We start from the raw sequence: 16,921 nt of genomic DNA, 5'->3' as shown, positions 1-16,921 counted from the left end.
TCGAGCGTTTGTTCGCCTGGTTGCATAACTATCGCCGCGTGGTCACCCGCTGGGAGTACCACGCGGCCAACTTCCTCGGCATGGTTCAGCTCGCGTGCGTTCTGGTCCTGCTGAGACATTTATGAGATGGCTTCTAGCCTTTGACTCTTCTTCGCGCAAAGAACCAAAACACCGGCACGCCGGCCGCTATCACTGCCAGCCCTCCCAGCGACACCGCCCTGTTCTGCGCGATGCTGTAATACAGCAGCACCCCTGCCGACACGATGAACAATGCGGGCACCACCGGGTATCCCCACGTCTTGTAGGCGCGCGGCGCATCCGGCTCGCGCCGCCGGAAGATGAACACCGTCGCGGCGCACAGCATGTAGAGCAGCCACTCGGCAAACAGCGTCAGCGAGAAAAGTTGCTGGAACGTGGCGCCGATCAGAAGCAGCGCAATCGCCAGCACCGCCTGCGCGATGATGGCATTCGACGGCGTCAGAAACCGCGGATGCACTTTCGCCAGCGCGTGAAAGAAGTATCCGTCGCGGGCGACGGCAAAGGGCGCGCGCGCGCCGGTCATCGTGCTGCCGTTGAGCGTGGCGAGCATGGAGAGCGCCATTCCCAGCAATACGATCGAGAAGACACCCGGTCCCACCCAGCGAATCGCATCCAGCGCCGGGCTGGCGGACGCGGCCACCGCCGCCGCCGGGATCACGTACTGCACCGCGGCGTTCACGCCGATGTACAGGGCGGCCACCGTCAGCATGCCGACAATCAGCGCGATCGGCAGGTTGCGCTCCGGTCGCTTGACCTCGCCCGAGATCAGCGTCACCAGGTTCCATCCGTCGTAGGCCCACAGCGCCGCCACCAGCGCCACCATGAAGCCGGCGACGCCTCCCTTCGCCCCTTCGTAGATCGTCTGGAAATTGGCGAACGATCCGACCGAATACGAAAAACCAAGCGCCACAACCGCTAGGATGATCGCGATCTTCAGCAGGGTGAAGAAAAGCTGGAACTCGCCGGCGCGTTTCACGCCGATGTAGTTGATGAAGCTGATGAAGATCACCGCCGCGATGGCCAGCGACGAGCCTTGCCACGTCGCGTGCCAGGACCCATTCACGTTTCTACCGAGAAAGGTCAGCGGCTCCAGCCGGCTCAGCACGCGCACGAAGCCGGTGGCGATGGTCGCCATGGATCCTGGCTTGGCGATGATGAAATACGTCCAGGCGTAAAGAAATCCGCCCAGCGGCCCATACCCATCGCGCATGTAAACGTACTCGCCGCCGGTCTGCGGCTTCAGTGACGCCAGCTCGGCATACGTGAGCGCGCCTGCCAGCGAGAGCAGTCCGCCCACAATCCACGCCAGGTAAACCGCGCTCGCCTTGCCCACCGCCTGCATCATCTCGGCGGGAACGAGAAAGATCCCGCTGCCGATCACCGTGCCGATCACCACGGCGGTCGCGTGGTGCACGCTGAGCGCGCGTACCAGTTCAGGACGGCTCGAGTTTTGCGTTGCGGCGTCAGGCATGCTGGCCTTGCTCACGATTTTCGGTTGTGCGATCGGGCGCCATCGCCAGGCTGGCAGCATACCCGACGCCGAACGTCAGACACGCGCCAATCGCCACGTACCACGTCCACGGAATCTGCCGCGTAAACCAGCCCAGCGGCAGCGCGCGCGCCGGCAGCAGCGTGCTGATCCATATGTACATGTTCGTGCAAAAGCCCACCAGCATTCCCGCCATGGCGCCGCGCTGGTGCGCGCGTTTTGTCAGCAGACCGAGCAGGAAGACGCCCAGCAGCGCACCATACGCCACTGAAGCGATCGAGAGTCCCACCACGATCACGCTCTGGCTGCGCCGCGAGACGACTGCCAGCGCGAACAGCGCCAAAGCCCACGCCAGCGTCGCGACGCGCGAAACGCGCAGCATGTCGCGCTCGCTCGCGCCCTGTCTTCGCCTGAGATAGAAATCCACGATGGTACTCGACGAAAGCGAGTTCAGCGCCGCGCTCAGATTGCTCATCGCCGCCGCCAGGATGGCCGCGATCAGCAATCCCGCCACGCCGTGGGCCAGCCGCGTCACAATGAACGTTGGAAAGATTCGGTCCGCTCCGCCGAACGCCGCCGGCGGCCGCTGATAGAACACCAGCAGCATCACGCCAATCAGCATGAAGAGCGAAAACTGGAACAGCACGGCCACGCCGCTGGAAATCAGCGCAAGCTTCGACTGGCCTTCGCTGCGCGCCGCCAGCAGCCGCTGCACGATCAACTGGTCGGCGCCGTGGCTCGCGGTCGTCAGGAATGCGCCGCCAATCGCACCGGCCCAGAACGTGTACGGCTGCGCCCATCCGCCGGTGAAGTTCAGCACCTGGAACTTTCCGGCGCTCTCGCCCACGCTGCTCACCGTCGCCCAGCCGCCGGGAATCAGCCGCAGCAGCGTGACAAATCCGACCATCGTTCCGGCGACGTAGATGAACATCTGCGCCACGTCGGTCCAGATCACCGCCGTCATGCCGCCCTCGAAGGTGTAGATCAGCGTCAGCGCCGTGACGATCCCGATCGCCACCAGGTCGCGCTGCAAGTCGGTGAGTCCGCCCAGCAGCGGCCCTAGCGCGATGCCGACCACGATCGACACGGCAAACACCCGCACACCCTCGGCGGCCGCGCGGGTAATCAGGAACAGGCTCGCGGTGAGCGACCGCAGCTTCGCCCCGAATCGCCGCTCCATGAGCTGATACGCCGTGAATAGCTCGCCGCGGAAGTAGTGCGGGATCATCAGGACGCTGATCACCACGCGTCCCACCAGGTATCCCAGCACGACCTGCAGAAACGTAAGGTTGCCCTGATACGACAACCCGGGCGTCGAGATGATGGTGAGCGTGCTCGTTTCGGCCGCGACGATGGAGAGCGAAATCGCCCACCAGGGAACATTGCGGTCGGCGAGAAAGTAGTCCTTGAGCGAGCGCTGCTGCTTGCGAAAGCGCAACCCAAACAGCGTGATCCCGGCCAGGTAGGCCGCGATGATCGCCAGGTCGAGCCCGCTCAACCCGCTATTGAATGTGGGAATCGGATTGCCCTCGCGCTGTAGTTAATACCACAACACGAACATCCACCACAGGGTCACAGGGACACAGAGAATTCAGGCAACGAATTCGGTTTCGCCGTTCCGGCGCGCGAGCCCTCCCCATTTTGCATTTGTCATTTTGAATTGCTGTCTCTGTGCCTCTGTGTCTCTGTGGTAGATGTTTTCGCCGCACCCGTGCTACAACCACGTAGCGATGGCCTACTTCATCGGCATCGACGGCGGCGGCAGCAAGACCGAGTGTGTGCTCGGCGACGAGACGCGTGTGCTCGGCCGGGCCACCACCGGCTCCTGCAAGCTTCAGGTTGTCGGCGAAGCCGCTGCCCGCGGCGCGATTTACGAGGCGATGGGCAAGGCTTCGGCGAAAGGGAACGTCCACCCCGAGCAGATCTCCGGCGTTTGCGTCGGCATTTCCGGCATCTCGCGCTCCGACGTCGCCTCGATCGTGCTGCGCTGGATCCAGGAGGTCGTCTCCGGCCCGGTGCAGGTCGTGGGCGACAATGCCATCGCGCTGGAGGCCGCATTTTCCGCGGGCCCTGGCGTGCTCGTCATCTCCGGCACCGGCTCCATCGCCTTCGGACGCGACGCCTCGGGCCGCACCGCGCGCGCCGGCGGATGGGGCCCGGCCATCTCCGACGAAGGGTCCGGCACATGGATCGGCCGCAACGCCGTCGCCCGCGTGCTCCGCGCCGCCGACTCCGGCGAACAAACCAGCCTGCGCGACGCCATTCTGCAAGTGTGGAAAGAGCAGAGCCTCGAAGACCTGGTCACGCTCGCCAACCGCGTCCCGCCGCCCGATTTCGCCACACTTTTTCCCATCGTGATGGAACAAGCTCGCGCAGGCGACGTGACAGCGGCGGAAATACTCGACAGCGCCGGCGCCGAACTTGCCGAACTGGCGCGTCACGTCATCGACCGCCTGTGGCCCACGCACGATCCCGCTCCGGTACGCATCACTGGGGGCGTACTCGGCGGTTCGGAGGAAGTGCGGCGTTCGTTCCGGCAAACGCTCAAGGTGTTGAGTCCAAACGCCCGCATCAGCGACGATATCGTCGAGCCCGTGCTCGGTGCGCTCGCCCTCGCGCGCAAGCAGGCAGCCGCCGCCAAGGCCTGAGCCGTGAGCCGCCGCGGCGAGAGACGCGACGCAGCCGGTCCTTCCGACTCGCTCGAGCCCATGCTGCACTCGCAATCGGCTGACGTGTTGCGCGCCGCGGCCGCCGACCCTCGCCTCAGCGAAGATCTCGCACTCGCGCTGCTCACCCGCCGCGACCTCACCGACCGTGTGCTCGACGCGCTCTCCAAGAATGTCTCTGCCATGAAGAGCCGCAAGGTGCTGAACGCGCTGGTGCGTCATCCGCGCACGCCGCGGCATCTATCGCTGCCAATCGCGCGCCGACTCTACACCTTCGAACTGATGCAGCTCGCGCTGACGCCGGGAATCGCCGTTGATCTGAAGATGGCGGCCGAAGAAGCCATCATCAATCGTTTGGAGAGCATTTCTTCCGGAGAGCGGCTGGCGCTCTCGCGCCGCGCCTCCGGACGCGTTGCTGCTGCGCTGCTGCTCGATCCCGAGGCGCGCATCATCTCGGCCGCGCTCGACAATCCGCAGATGACGGAAGCCCTCATCGTTCCCGCCCTGATGAGGGACGAAATCCCCACCGCGCTCATCAAGTCCGTGGCGGCGCACACCAAGTGGTCGCTGCGCCGTGAGATTCGCATCGCCCTGCTGCGCAATCCCAACACGCCGCTGGCCACGGCCATCACCGTCGCGCAGGCGCTGCCGTCTTCGGTGCTGCGCGAGGTGCTCCGCACGTCGCGCCTGGCGGAGAACATCCGCGTCTACCTGCTCCAGCAGCTCGAATCGCGAAAAAAGAATTAAGACAGGAGGACGCAGAGGACGCGGACAAACGGAAGAACCAGCATTCCTCTGCGTCCTCTCTGTCTTAAGTTGTCTTTTGGAAATGTTCCATGATCGCCTGCGCCTGACTCTTGTTGACCACGGCGGCGAGCGCGGCTGCGTCGGCCTGCTGCACGGCGCGCAGCGAGCCGAAGTGCGCCAGCAGACGCTGGCGTGTTCGCGCCCCGATGCCGGGAATCTCCAGCAGCTCGGAATTGCGGTCGCGGATCGCGCGTCGCTGGCGGTGGAAGCCGACGGCGAAGCGGTGTGCTTCGTCGCGGATGGTCTGCACCAGGTGCAGCACCGGCGAGTGGTGGTCGAGGACGACCGGTTCATCCTCCTGCCCGTGCACGTAGATGATCTCTTCGCGCTTGGCGATCGCCGCCAGCGGCTGGGTCACGATCTGCAGCGACTCCAGCGCCGCCGCCGCGGAGTGCAGCTGCCCAACGCCGCCATCGACCAGCACCAGACTCGGCATCGGCCGCTTTTCCGCCTGCACGCGCTTGTAGCGGCGCTCCACCACCTCGCGCATGCTGGCGAAATCGTCCACGCCGTTGATCCCGCGGATGATGAACTTGCGATAGTCGGACTTCTTCATCTTGCCGTCTTCCCACACCACCATGGACGCGACCGTTTCCGCGCCCTGTATGTGGGAAATATCGAAGCATTCAATTCGCTTCGGCAGCGACGGCAGCAGCAACACGTCCTGCAACGCCTCCTGGATGGCGCGCATGCCCGGCTTCATCACGCGGAAGCGCTGATCGAAGCCCTGCTTGGCGTTGCGCGCCACCAGGTCAATGAGCGAACGTTTCTCGCCGCGCTGGGGCACGGCAATCTCCACCCGCGTGCCGCGCTTTTCGCTGAGCAGGTCTTCCAGTTCCGCGCGGTCTTCGAAGTCGACCGGAACGTAAATCGTCCGCGGCACATACTGCTGGTCAATGTAGATCTGCTTCAGCAGCGCCGAGAAAAATCCCTCCGGATGGAACTCGTCGCGCGTCGCCGTGTTTTCTCTCGAGACGTCGCTTGCAACGTCTCCTTCGGCCGACTCCGGCCCCGCCATGGCGAACTCCGGCAGGTCCTCCCAGAACAACTCGCGCCGGTCCAGCACCTTGCCGCGGCGCATGTGGAACAGGTTGACCGCGAGCATGCCGTTCTCGAAGTGATAGCCGAACACGTCGGCATCGTCACCGCCCACCGCCGCCATGCGCTGCTTCTCGTCGAGCTGCTCCACGGTGACGATCAGATCACGATACTTCGCCGCCAGCTCGTACTGCTCCCGCTGGGCTGCCAGCTCCATGCGCGCGCGCAGCGACTTGCTCAGGTCGGCATGGCGGCCTTCGAGGAACAGCTTCACGTCGCGCACGGCTTCGGCGTACGCGGCAGGCGTGGTCAGGCCGGCGACGCACGGTCCCAGACATCGCCCGATGTAGTACTGCAAGCACGGACGCGGGTGCTCGCGCGTCAAATCCACCGTGCACGACGGCACCAGAAAATGCCGGTGAATCAAGTCCACGATCCGATAGGCCAGGCTCGCAGGGAAGTACGGGCCGTAGCAGGCGCTGCCATCTTTGCGCAGCCGGCGCGTCACGTACACGCGCGGATACCGCTCGCCCAGCGTCAGCTTGATGTACGGATACGTCTTGTCGTCGCGCAGCAGGATGTTGAAGCGCGGCTTCTTCTGCTTGATGAGGTTGTTTTCCAGCGCCAGCGCCTCGCCGGCGTTGTCCACCACGATGTAGTCAACGTCCACCGCCTCGCGCAGCAGCGTGCCGGTTTTGGCGTCTTCCGCGCGTCCCTCCAGAAAGTACGAGCGCACGCGGCTGCGCAGGTTCTTCGCCTTGCCGACGTAGATGACTTCGCCCTCGGCGTTCCTGTACAGATACACGCCGGGGCTGGTCGGCAGGGTGCGGATTTTCTGGCGAATGTCCATTTCTCTTGAAAACCGCCCGGGGACGATCTTGAGCCGAGCACCGCGAGGCCTCGCATCGGCTTCCCGCGCCCGGCCCTTGACCTGTAAAAATTCTATCCTGCTCGGCGGTTTGTGCCCGGCAGCCCGGCACGGGCCCGCTAAACCCCTGGCGTTGTTCGAGTAAATAGCTTAGATTCAAATGGTTGCCATCGCGATTCCGGCCCGCGATTGGAAACCGGCGTGCTATCCGCTAAGGCGGCGACAACTCGCCGAAGACGGGCGCCAGCTGCCCGCAGGATTTGGAAGGAGTTCTCCCCATGACCCGCAACGCCGTGGTATTTGCGACCGTGCTCGGCCTGGCTGCCTCGGTCGGCTGCAGCACCAAGAAATACGTCAAGCAGCAGACCACGCCCATCATCGAGAAGACCAACGAGCTCGATGACCTGACCGCGAAGAACACCAACGCCATCAAGGACGTTGACGCGCGCGCTCAGCAGGGCATCACGGACGTCAACCAGCGCGCCGCCGCCGCTGACCAGAAGGCGCAGGCAGCCGGCCAGCAAGCCGGCCAGGCGCAGGAGCTCGCCACCCAGGCCAGCAACCGCGTCACCTCGCTGCAGAACACGGTTGCCAACCTGGACAACTATCATCCCGTGGCGGAAACCACGGTGCACTTCGCCTTCAACCAGGCCAATCTGACGAAGAAAGCGGAAGAAGCGCTCGACCAGCTTGCATCTGAGATTCCCAACGCCCCGCACTACATCATCACCGTGGAGGGCGGAGCGGACTCGGTGGGCGACCGTGATTACAACTACGATCTGAGCCAGCGCCGCGCATCGGCCGTCATCCAGTACCTGGCGGGGAAGGCCAACGTGCCCGCGCACAAGATCTACCTCATCGGCCTGGGCGAAGATAAGCCGGTCGCCGACAACAAGAGTTCCGCCGGACGCGCCCAGAACCGTCGCGTGGACGTGCGGCTCATGACCAACACCGGCGAGCAGACCTCGCAGCCGGCGCAGCAGCCCGGCGGCGGCGCGCGATAGCTTTGTACGCGGGGTTGCGGCCCTCCCCCAGCGCAGCCCCGCGGCAATCCTCACACCAGAGGAAAAACCGCCTCGCTCCGGCGAGGCGGTTCTTTTTTTTGCGCGCAGTCGCCGCGCGTTCGGGCGGCACCGGTCGTAGAGACGTAGCTTGCTACGTCTTTGTTGTTTACGCGCCGGGGAGACGTTGCAAGCAACGTCTCTACGGTGATACCTCTCCCCCCCTCCCCCCTCCCCCGGTCTATTGTTTGCAGCAGGTTAGAGACGAGTTTGTCTCTAAGGCGATGATCGCAGGCGCCTTAGGACCGTGATCTTAAAACGTTTAGTTTCAACGGTGATTTTGCAAGGCCCTGAGGCGACTCGCTTTAGATTCGAGGTCTTGAAAACAAAGGCGTTGTTGCCAGCGCTATCCCAGCGCTACCAAAGAACAAGGTCCCGGAGCGTTTCCGTGCTCTCGGGGCCTTCCTACTCTCAGAGTAGCAAATCGGGGCGGGAGATTGGGAAGGGACGGGGAAAATTTTGGGCGAGCAGAATCAGATCGTTAGGCAGAAATTGGCCGGGCCGGGGGCTTGACAGAACTGAATGAGGAACGCAGCCCTGAAGCCCGCATGGGCCCGGCCCAAGTCGTCAGGCAGGTCTCGCAAGACCACCGCTTTCGCGGCGTCTTACCAATGCTGGACTAAAATGGAGTCAATGCTCCGCGCTCTGACCGTCCTGCTGCTGCTCGCGGCCCTGGTGTTCCCGACCAGCGCCATGGCCCAGCTGCCGGCCCAGTCGCGGCCGCAGCCCGGTCCTAACGCGCCGGCGCCGCGTTCCGACCAGGGCTCCCGAACCTCGACCGATCCCGGAACCAGCTCGAGCCGCGACACCATCATCGACCTTTCACCGCCTCCCGGCGATCACCCGTCCGCGCCGCCCGACGACGTGGGCGAGCTGCATCCCTACGACCCGCACCGCGCCGCCAAGAACGTGGAAGTGGGCGAGTACTACTACTCGCAGAAGAATTATCCCGCGGCGCTCAGCCGCTTCCAGGAAGCGTTGGAGTGGAAGGCGAACGACGCGGTCGCGACCTACCGCCTGGCGCAGACGTACGAGAAGCTCGGCCAGAACGATGACGCCGTGAAGAACTACACGGCTTATCTCGGAATTCTGCCGCGTGGGGAGTTCGCCGAAGACGCTCGCAAGTCGCTGGCGCGACTTGGAGCACCCGTTCCGCCCGTGCCGCCGCCCGGCGCGAAAGAGACCGCTGCCGGCCAGCAGAGCCAGGATGGCGACCCCAACAAGAAGAGCATGGGCAAGCGCCTGAAGGAACAGTTCGGCTCCGACTGGTGCGTGCACGTGGCGACTGCGCAGGGCTGCAGCAAAAAGCCGCCCATCAAGAACTGATTGCTGCAGCGCAGAGACGTAGCTTGCTACCTCTCGCTATTTCTCCACCCGCAGAAATTCGCCCGTCGTGGCGTTCACGTCGACCACCAGCGCCGCGTCAGAGCGGCTGCGTCCGTAGATGACGTGCCAAACCAGCTCGCTTTTGCGCATGTCCCAGTCGAGCAGGTAGACGACCGGCGTGTCCGGCCTGGACTTGAGTACCTTGTCGCCGCCGTGCTTCTCGGCCGTCTTCACCGCGCCGTCGGAGTCCACCTTGAGGAAGTTCACGTCGAACGGCACGGTGGACGCGTTGCCCGGAGTCCAGGTGTCCTCGGCGCCGTGCGAGACGCCGCGCTCGGGCGCGTCGGGACCGCTCGTTCCCGACCAGATGAACGCCTCGATGCCGCGCCGGCCGGCCGAGGCGAACTGCGTGCGCCAGATGGCCGCTTTGCCGTCGTGGCCGTTGGCGTCGTTCGTGGCGCCCGACTCCAGGCGCACGGGCCGCGCGTCAGCCGCCCACTGGCGTGCCGTGGCATAGAGCCGCTGGAAGGCCTCGCGGCCGGTGCGCGCCTCGGTTTCCCTGGGCTTGGCGGGAACGGTGGGCGCTTCGGCCTTCTTCGGCTCCGAGCTGCAGGCCGCCAGCATCGCCAGCGCCATCAGCACGGCGGCCACTCTCGCGTTTTGCATATTGGTCTCGATTCCCGGCGCCACGGCCGAAGCCCGGCCCGCTGGTGCAACCCGGCATTTTATCGGAAGTGATTTGCCTTCCGCACCGCGACGCGGCATGCTGGTCGAGCGATGCATCCGTTTCTGCAGCGTGCGCGCGACGAAATCGAGTCGGCCACCGCCGGACTCACCCCAACGCAGCTCGCCTTTGCGCCGGCGGAAGGGAAGTGGTGCTGCGGCCAGATCCTGGAGCACCTCTCCATCGCTTACGACGGGACGGCGCGCCTGCTGTCGAAGGTCGTCGCCGGCGGACCGCGCGCAACGCCGCCGACGATGAAGCAGCGCTTGTCCACCATCGTGGTCGGCGACCTCGGATATTTCCCTTCGGGCCGCAAAGCTCCGGAAGGGACGCTGCCCACGGGCATCGCGCCGGAAGTCGCGCTCCGGAACGCGCTGGACTCCATCGTCCGCATGGACGCGGTGCTGGCCGAATGTGAAGAGAAGTACGGCTCGCGCCGAAAGATCGCCGACCATCCGGTGCTGGGCGCGCTGAACGTAAAGCAGTGGCGCCGCTTCCACTGGGTGCACACGCGCCACCACATGCGGCAGGTGCGAGGTCTGCGGGAGATGCAGCGGGTCCACTCGAGCTAAACACCGTCCGTGGTGACGTGCCGACGGGCGGGGGCGCCCGTCGCTACGGGGTGAAGTTCCGTGGCCGGTGCGCCGGCGGCAAGGGCGCGCGTTGCTACCGATGCAAGGAAGAACTATTCAGTTGCCGACGCCGGCACGCCCGCTTTGCGGGCCTGCTCCCGCAAATCATCGAGCTTGGCTTTGCTGTCGGCGAGCGCCTTCTGCTTGTCGGCCAATTCGGCCTGGTACTTGCGCTCGTCGTCGGCCCACTTTTTCTCGTCGCGAAGACGGGTTCCGGCGTCGCCGTAGAAGGCCGCCGCGCGCAGGCCGTGCTCGCGCTGCATCACGTCGAGCTCGCGCGAGAGCTGGTTAATTTCTTTCTTCAGGTCGGCAGCCTGCGAGCGGAAGCGCGCCTCCAGCTTGCCCTTGTCGGCCTCGTCACCTGAGGCCGCGTCGGCTGCGCCAGCATCGGCTTTGGCGTCGCCGGCCTTCTTGTCGGGAGCTGACGTGGGACCACTCTGACTGATGGTGGCCGTTGTGGGCAGGTTGTCGTTGTCGTAGACCTTGCCCACGGGCTTCCTGTCCTTCTTCGCTTCGCGGGCCGCGTCGGCGAGGGATTGCTGCGCCGCAGCGCACACGCTGAATGCCGCCACCGTGATCAGTGCAAGCCAGATACGCTTCATAAGGGCCGTCCTTCGCCGCTGGTGCTGGAATTTGGGGCGCTCCGCCGCTCGCGCGGCAGAGCTCCTGCTGCGTATTTTAACCCTGTTTTCCGGCGATTTTGGCGGCTTTTCGCCGCCGGGAAGCGCGCTCGCCAGCCCCAAAGGACACGTCCCGGAGGCGGTTTGGGATCACCGAAAGTGCTCCCAATACCATCCCACGATGACGTTCCCGAAAAATGCCGCCGCGAGCGCCACGACGCCAAGAAAAACACCGAACGGCATCTCGTAGAAGCGGTACATGATCTGCGCCGAGCGCCAGGCGCGCCGCCGCGCCAGCGCCGCCGGCTCGCGCCCGCGCCGCATGCGGCGGCGCGTGCGCCGCAGCCAGACGATCAGGATCGTCGTGAGCCCGAACAGCGACCCGAGCAGCGAAGCGAGGAAGAGGGTCATGACCGTAAGGGTGACGCCGAGAAATGCGCCGACCATGGCCATGAGCTTCACGTCGCCCATGCCCATGCCTTCCACGCCGCGCGCCCGCAGGTAGATCATGCCCGCGCCGTAGATGAACGATGCGCCCACGGCCGCGCTCAGCGCCGACTGTGCCAGCGACATGAGCCGCCAGCCCATCTCGCCGTGTCCGCCGGGCATGCCGCTGGCCATCGGCAGCAACGCGGGCGAAAACAGCGCAGACACAATGCGCGTGGTCAGATCGTTCACCGGCACGAAGAGGCTGAAGAACACTCCCAGCCCGAGCCCGGGCAAGGTGAGCGCGTCGGGAAGCAGCTTCCACTCCGCGTCGGTGAAGATCAGGCCGAGCAGCAGGAAGCTCAGCACGCAATACTTCGCCGCCGAAAACGTGAGGCCAAATTTCAGGTAGCAGGCGAGGAAGAGCAGCGCGGTGAACAACTCGACAATCCAGTAGCGCGGTGAAATTGGCGCCTTGCAGTGACGGCAGCGTCCGCCGAGCAGCAGCCAGCTGAGGACCGGAATGTTGTCCCAGGCAGTGATCTTTGCGCCGCACGCCGGACACGCCGAGCGCCCTTCGGCCACCGACAGGCCGCGCTCGGCGGCTTGCAGCCGCGCGATCTCGGCGCTCAGCGGTCCCGCCAGCTCCGGCTCGCGCCGCATGCGTTCTTCCAATTCTTCGCGATCTTCGCGGGCGTTGATGCGCCGCGGCATGCGATGAATGCAGACGTTCAGGAAGCTGCCAAACGCCAGCCCGAACAGGAAGAAGGCGGCGGCGAAGAGGAAATCCACAGGAGCAGTTTACCGTTCACAGTTTACAGTTGACAGTAACTGCTGAACGACGCACTGGTCACCACCCCCACCGCGGATTTTCTGAAAACTGTGAACCGTAAACTGTGAACTAAGGACTCCTGAACCGCCGTATCTCACCGGGCAGATCGGCGCCGGGACCGCTGGCGGGCGGAAGCGGACCGGGCCAGCTCAGCTTCGTACGGTCGACCAGGCGCAGGGCGCGCCCTTGCGGCTGCCAGCCGTGCTCGGTCTCGTGCCACAGCTCGACACAGTAGCCCACGGAGCCGTCCGGTGGATCCGACTGCTTCCACTCGAGCAACGAGGCCTCCAGGCCTTCGCCCAGCGCTTCGTCTGGCCGAAGGCAGAAGATCCAGTCGTGCCTGGCGTCGCTCACGTAAGCGCCGGGCTCGACGCCCGGTATGGCTGCCTTCAGGGTGGCCCCGTGTTCGCGCGCAATGGCGGCGGTTGCGTCGCTCGAGGCGTGGTCAACCACCAGCAGCTGGTCGCATACGCGCAACGAGTCCAGCGCGCGGCCGAGGCGGGCGGCGTCGTTGCTCGCATGGATGAGAGCGGTGATCTTCGGCATGATTCGGCGGCTGAAACAGCGAAGCATCGCTCCGCGTGAAGTAGTGTAAATGCGCCCACGCCTGCCCGTGGCACGCCGCAAAGAGGCCCCGGACCGATGGTCCGGGGCCTATTGCCACTGCGTGTTTTTCTGACAAAGTTACCGGCCGTGACTGACCGTTACTGCTCAACCCGCTGCCGCGAGGCGTTGCGGTTGGAGACCGACACAGGCGTCACCGAAAGCGATGACTGCAGCCGGAAGTCAACCACCGTTTCCGAATCCAGCCGGATGACTTCGGCCTTGGTCAGGCCGCCGGCCGCGGTGCCCGCGCCTGCGCCGGCAGCCGCGCCGATGGCGGCGCCCTTGCCGCCGCCGGCGATGCCGCCAATGATGGCGCCCAGCGCCGCGCCGCCGCCAACCGTGGCCGCGGTGCGCTTGCCGCGCGAATGCCCTTCGCGCGAGTAGTAGTCAGTGCGCAGGTCGTAAGGCTGGCCGTTCACGATGAGCCGAGTGAGTTCAATCGTGATGAGCGGCTGGCCGGCATAGTGTCCGGCGTCATGCAGCTCGACCACGCGTCCGATCACGTCCGCGTCGGCGGGGACGACGACTTTGTCGTCCACCACGATCGGAGCATCGAGCGTGCCCTTGAAGACGTCGCCGGCCTTGTTGCGCGACGTGTCAATGGAATCAACCAGCCGCACCGTGAGCAGCGTTCCCGGAGGAATCGAAACCCGGGCGGGCGGAGGAGGCGGAAGTGGAGCAGCCGGCGCCACGTTTGCCGCCATGACCGGAGCCGAACTCGGGGACGTCGTGTCGTTGTACTCGCGGACACGCGAAGGGGCGGGCTCCTGGTAGCGCGGCGTGCTGTGGTGCGCCACCGGCTTAGGGGTCATGCGGGTGCGGGCGGGGCGAGCGGCCTCCACCGGCACGGGTTCCGGCGCGGGAGCAGCCTGCGCCACCGCCGGGCCAACCTGGAGGTTGTTCACCACGGTCTTCACACCGCGGACAGTCGCGGCGTCGGCGGCAGCCGCTGACCGCTCGCTGTCGCTGGCGACCGTGCCCGACAGCGTGACCACGCCGTTGCCTGAGGTGACCGTAATCTGCTTGCTCGTCAGCGCGGCGTCGGAATTGATTCTGCTTTGCACGTCGCCGGCGATCTGCGCGTCGCTGCGCGAAAGCAACTGGCTGCATCCGGCGGTTGCCAGCATGACTGCCACGGCCAGTACCACAATGCCAACCTTCAGCGATCGGTTCGCTTTCATAATCAGCTCCTGGATTCCCCCGGTACCACCTTAGATGCCGAGCTGCTGCTCAGCGGCTACTCTTGCTGCCAATAATAACCGCCGCCGGCAGAATAAGTTCCTATGACCTTAGAACGCGGGAGCAGCAGCCTCTTGCACGCACCATGGGCGCTTAAAGGCGGCGCATCAGGCCTTGCACAGATACTTTTTCAGGCCCTGCCGGAAGCCGACCAGATCGACCTTGAAGGTGGCCATCATGGGCGCAGGGTCCGCCGTGGAGCCCTCGCGCAGCATGCGCAACTGGTCGGTGGTCACCGGCGGACGCGGCAGCACGAGACCCATGATCGCGGCGTTCATGTACATGATGGGAAACGGCACCTTGAGCGCCGGCTTCTTCACGCCGATGCAGCGCGCGATCTCAGCCAGCATCTGCTCGAGCGTCAATGCCTCCGGGCCGACCAATTCGATCGTCTTGCCGAGCGCTGCGTCGTTGGAGAGCGATTGCACGAAGCAGTCCACCACGTTGTCGACGTAGATCGGGCGAAACGGGTAACGCCCGTGCCCGGGGACCGGCCGGATGAGCGGCGCGGTGCGCATGACCTGCACCATCTGGTTCACGAAGCCGTCGCGCGGACCGAAGATGATCGACGGGCGAAGAATGACGAAGGGAATCCCGCCGGAGCGGACCGCTTCTTCGGCCTTCCACTTCGTAATCTGGTAGGCGCTGACGCCGTTTTCGCGGGCGCCCAGCGCCGACATCTGCACGAAGCGCCGGACGGTTGCCGAATTCTGCGCCGCCGCCAGCACGTTGCGCGTTGCCTGGTGGTGCGACTTCTCAAACGTCGCCCCGCCGACTTCCATGATGATGCCGACCAGGTGAATGACGGCATCGCAGCCCTCGACGGCGGCCTGGAGTCCGGAGCCGGTGACCACGTCACCGGCGGCGATCTCCACCTGTGCCTTGATCGCATCCGGCACGGCGGCGGCGGCACGCGCCGGGTCGCGCGCCAGCATCCTGATGATGTGGTTCTCGCGCGCCAGCCGCGGCAGCATGTGGCTGCCGACGAAGCCGGTGCCGCCGGTGAGGAACACGCGCACACGTCCATTCTATAGCGCATGTTTCGGCAGCCTGTGGTAAAACACTCGATTCGCAATGGACGTTCGGCGCAGCGATTTCGACCTGGAGCACGGCCGCTACTCTTACTTCGTCTGCTTCCGTCCTGGCGGATGTGACGAGGCCGGCGAGCAGCTGCAGACGCTGCCGGTGCTGGTGTCGCTCTCGGTTTCCGAAAACGGCGACCTGGCCGACCTGAGCTTTGAGCTGCCGAAGACCTGCCGCAGCGACGCGGCCCTGTCGTTCATCCGCAAGGAGAGCACGGCGCAGGCGGTGAACGCGCACGTGTTCGTTACCGTGCCGGGGCTGAGCGGAGACGCCGTCTTGAACAGCTCGGCGGACTTGCAGTTGGATCCGGCCGGGCGGATTGTTGGCGTGGTGATCTACAGCCATTGAAACCGTGCTCAGACGGCTGCCTGCTTGGCTCCGCCGGAATCATGGCGAGCGCGGTGCAGATCGCTGACGTCGCCCATCACGATGATCACCGTGCCATTCTGCACGCGCAGCTCGTCGGGCGGGTTCGGCAGGAACTGCTGTTCGCCCGCCGCGCGCTCCTTCACTGCCAATGCCAGCAGGTTGTATTTGCGGCGAAGGTCCAGCTCCTGCATCGTGTTTCCCGCCCACGCCTGGCCGACGGCAATTTCTTCGATGCGCAGGGTGCGGGAATGCTCCTTGAGCATGAGGTCGAGGAAGCCGACCACGTGCGGCCGCAGCGCTTCGCTGGCCAGGCGCAGCCCGCCGATGCGGTTGGGTGAGACCGTGGCGTTCGCGCCAGCGCGCTGCATGCGCTCGGCGAACTTGGGATCGGTGCAGCGCGCCACGATGCGCATGCCGGGGTTCTTCTGGCGCGCCATCACCGTGGTGACCAGGTTGTCTTTGTCGCCGTTCATGGCCACGATCATGCCGCGCGCCCGCTCGATGCCCGCCTGGTCGAGCGTGGTTTCGTCGGTGGCGTCGCCGAGGACGTACAGCACCTCTTCGGAACTGCGCCCGGCCCGTTCGCGATAGGCCTGGATTTTCTCCTCGTGCAGTTCCACGACGACGCAGGGCGTGCGCGTGCGGTGCAACTCGTCGAGCGCCCAGTGTCCGGTGATGCCCAGCCCGCACACGATGAAGTGGTCGCGGAGCTCGTTGATGCGCTTCTGCATTTTGCGTCTCCAGAAGAGATTGCGGATATCGCCTTCCACCAGGAAAGCCGTCACCACCGAGAACACGTAGACGGTGATGGTCACGCCCACGACCACCACGAACATGTTGAACAGCCGCAGCGCGGGATTGTGCTCGGTGGGGATGATTTCGCCGTAGCCGACGCCGGCAATGGTGATGACGGCCATGTAGAAGGCGTTGAGCAGGGAAACGTCGCGTCCCAGGGCGATGTATCCGGTCACGGCGATGGTCAGCACGCCGACCAGCAGGACCGCCGCCATGGCCAGCCGCTGTCGCAGGTTCATGGGTGGACTCCGCGAGCCCGCTGGTGCGCTCCGGAAGCGGCAGTGACTGCGGATTGAATGGG

Annotated in this window: 17 protein-coding genes; 7 read left to right on the top strand and 10 right to left on the bottom strand. The window is 65.2% G+C overall.

Annotation, left to right across the window (positions count from 1 at the left end):
- The coding region (locus VFA60_05065) for an IS5/IS1182 family transposase (GenBank protein HZQ91142.1) at positions 1-125 on the top strand (125 nt) is incomplete at its 5' end.
- Between the two features lie 8 nt (positions 126-133).
- Here VFA60_05065 and VFA60_05060 read toward each other — a convergent pair.
- A complete protein-coding gene (locus VFA60_05060) occupies positions 134-1,510 on the bottom strand; it encodes an amino acid permease (GenBank protein ID HZQ91141.1) in 1,377 nt (458 codons plus the stop codon).
- Positions 1,503-3,026: a sodium:solute symporter gene (locus VFA60_05055; GenBank protein HZQ91140.1), complete on the bottom strand. Its 1,524-nt coding sequence runs from the start codon at positions 3,024-3,026 to the stop codon at positions 1,503-1,505. The genes VFA60_05060 and VFA60_05055 overlap by 8 nt, the downstream gene beginning before the upstream one ends.
- A 196-nt stretch (positions 3,027-3,222) precedes the next feature.
- On the opposite strand from VFA60_05055, the gene VFA60_05050 reads away from it, so the two are divergent.
- Both VFA60_05050 and VFA60_05045 read left to right on the top strand, forming a co-directional pair.
- Positions 3,223-4,176, top strand: a complete 954-nt coding sequence (locus tag VFA60_05050; GenBank protein ID HZQ91139.1) for a BadF/BadG/BcrA/BcrD ATPase family protein — start codon at positions 3,223-3,225, stop codon at positions 4,174-4,176.
- Positions 4,177-4,179: 3 nt separating this feature from the next.
- On the top strand, positions 4,180-4,941 hold the full coding sequence (locus VFA60_05045) for a hypothetical protein (GenBank protein ID HZQ91138.1): 762 nt from the start codon (positions 4,180-4,182) through the stop codon (positions 4,939-4,941).
- 64 nt (positions 4,942-5,005) lie between these two features.
- Here the strand turns inward: VFA60_05045 and uvrC are convergent, their stop codons facing one another.
- Entirely contained in the window at positions 5,006-6,889 is a 1,884-nt protein-coding gene (gene uvrC / locus VFA60_05040; GenBank protein HZQ91137.1) for an excinuclease ABC subunit UvrC, read from the bottom strand.
- A 296-nt stretch (positions 6,890-7,185) separates the two neighbouring features.
- Between uvrC and VFA60_05035 the strand changes: the two genes are divergently transcribed.
- Together VFA60_05035 and VFA60_05030 are read left to right on the top strand one after the other, a co-directional pair.
- A complete protein-coding gene (locus VFA60_05035) occupies positions 7,186-7,911 on the top strand; it encodes an OmpA family protein (GenBank protein HZQ91136.1) in 726 nt (241 codons plus the stop codon).
- A gap of 690 nt (positions 7,912-8,601) precedes the next feature.
- A complete protein-coding gene (locus VFA60_05030) occupies positions 8,602-9,294 on the top strand; it encodes a tetratricopeptide repeat protein (protein HZQ91135.1) in 693 nt (230 codons plus the stop codon).
- Between the two features lie 36 nt (positions 9,295-9,330).
- Here VFA60_05030 and VFA60_05025 read toward each other — a convergent pair whose 3' ends face one another.
- Positions 9,331-9,960 (bottom strand): hypothetical protein, encoded by a 630-nt coding sequence (locus VFA60_05025; protein HZQ91134.1) that lies wholly within the window; start codon positions 9,958-9,960, stop codon positions 9,331-9,333.
- A 111-nt stretch (positions 9,961-10,071) separates the two neighbouring features.
- On the opposite strand from VFA60_05025, the gene VFA60_05020 reads away from it, so the two are divergent.
- Positions 10,072-10,590 (top strand): DUF1569 domain-containing protein, encoded by a 519-nt coding sequence (locus tag VFA60_05020; GenBank protein HZQ91133.1) that lies wholly within the window; start codon positions 10,072-10,074, stop codon positions 10,588-10,590.
- A gap of 113 nt (positions 10,591-10,703) precedes the next feature.
- Here VFA60_05020 and VFA60_05015 read toward each other — a convergent pair whose 3' ends face one another.
- The 5 genes from VFA60_05015 to VFA60_04995 all read right to left on the bottom strand — a co-directional run bounded on the left by VFA60_05015 (position 10,704) and on the right by VFA60_04995 (position 15,392).
- Positions 10,704-11,252, bottom strand: a complete 549-nt coding sequence (locus tag VFA60_05015; protein HZQ91132.1) for a hypothetical protein — start codon at positions 11,250-11,252, stop codon at positions 10,704-10,706.
- Positions 11,253-11,420: 168 nt separating this feature from the next.
- On the bottom strand, positions 11,421-12,488 hold the full coding sequence (locus VFA60_05010) for a prepilin peptidase (protein ID HZQ91131.1): 1,068 nt from the start codon (positions 12,486-12,488) through the stop codon (positions 11,421-11,423).
- 109 nt (positions 12,489-12,597) lie between these two features.
- Entirely contained in the window at positions 12,598-13,074 is a 477-nt protein-coding gene (locus VFA60_05005) for a hypothetical protein (protein ID HZQ91130.1), read from the bottom strand.
- Positions 13,075-13,232: 158 nt separating this feature from the next.
- Positions 13,233-14,315, bottom strand: a complete 1,083-nt coding sequence (locus VFA60_05000) for a BON domain-containing protein (protein HZQ91129.1) — start codon at positions 14,313-14,315, stop codon at positions 13,233-13,235.
- Between the two features lie 165 nt (positions 14,316-14,480).
- The gene (locus tag VFA60_04995) at positions 14,481-15,392 is read right to left on the bottom strand and encodes a complex I NDUFA9 subunit family protein (GenBank protein ID HZQ91128.1); all 912 of its coding nucleotides are present in this window, start codon (positions 15,390-15,392) and stop codon (positions 14,481-14,483) included.
- Positions 15,393-15,447: 55 nt separating this feature from the next.
- On the opposite strand from VFA60_04995, the gene VFA60_04990 reads away from it, so the two are divergent.
- The gene (locus VFA60_04990) at positions 15,448-15,804 is read left to right on the top strand and encodes a hypothetical protein (GenBank protein ID HZQ91127.1); all 357 of its coding nucleotides are present in this window, start codon (positions 15,448-15,450) and stop codon (positions 15,802-15,804) included.
- 8 nt (positions 15,805-15,812) lie between these two features.
- Here the strand turns inward: VFA60_04990 and VFA60_04985 are convergent, their stop codons facing one another.
- Positions 15,813-16,859: a potassium channel protein gene (locus tag VFA60_04985; protein ID HZQ91126.1), complete on the bottom strand. Its 1,047-nt coding sequence runs from the start codon at positions 16,857-16,859 to the stop codon at positions 15,813-15,815.
- Positions 16,860-16,921: the final 62 nt, after the last annotated feature.

The sequence above is a fragment of the Terriglobales bacterium genome, assembly GCA_035651995.1.
GTDB lineage: Bacteria > Acidobacteriota > Terriglobia > Terriglobales > Acidobacteriaceae > DASRER01.
This window is presented reverse-complemented; position numbering and strand designations above follow the sequence as displayed.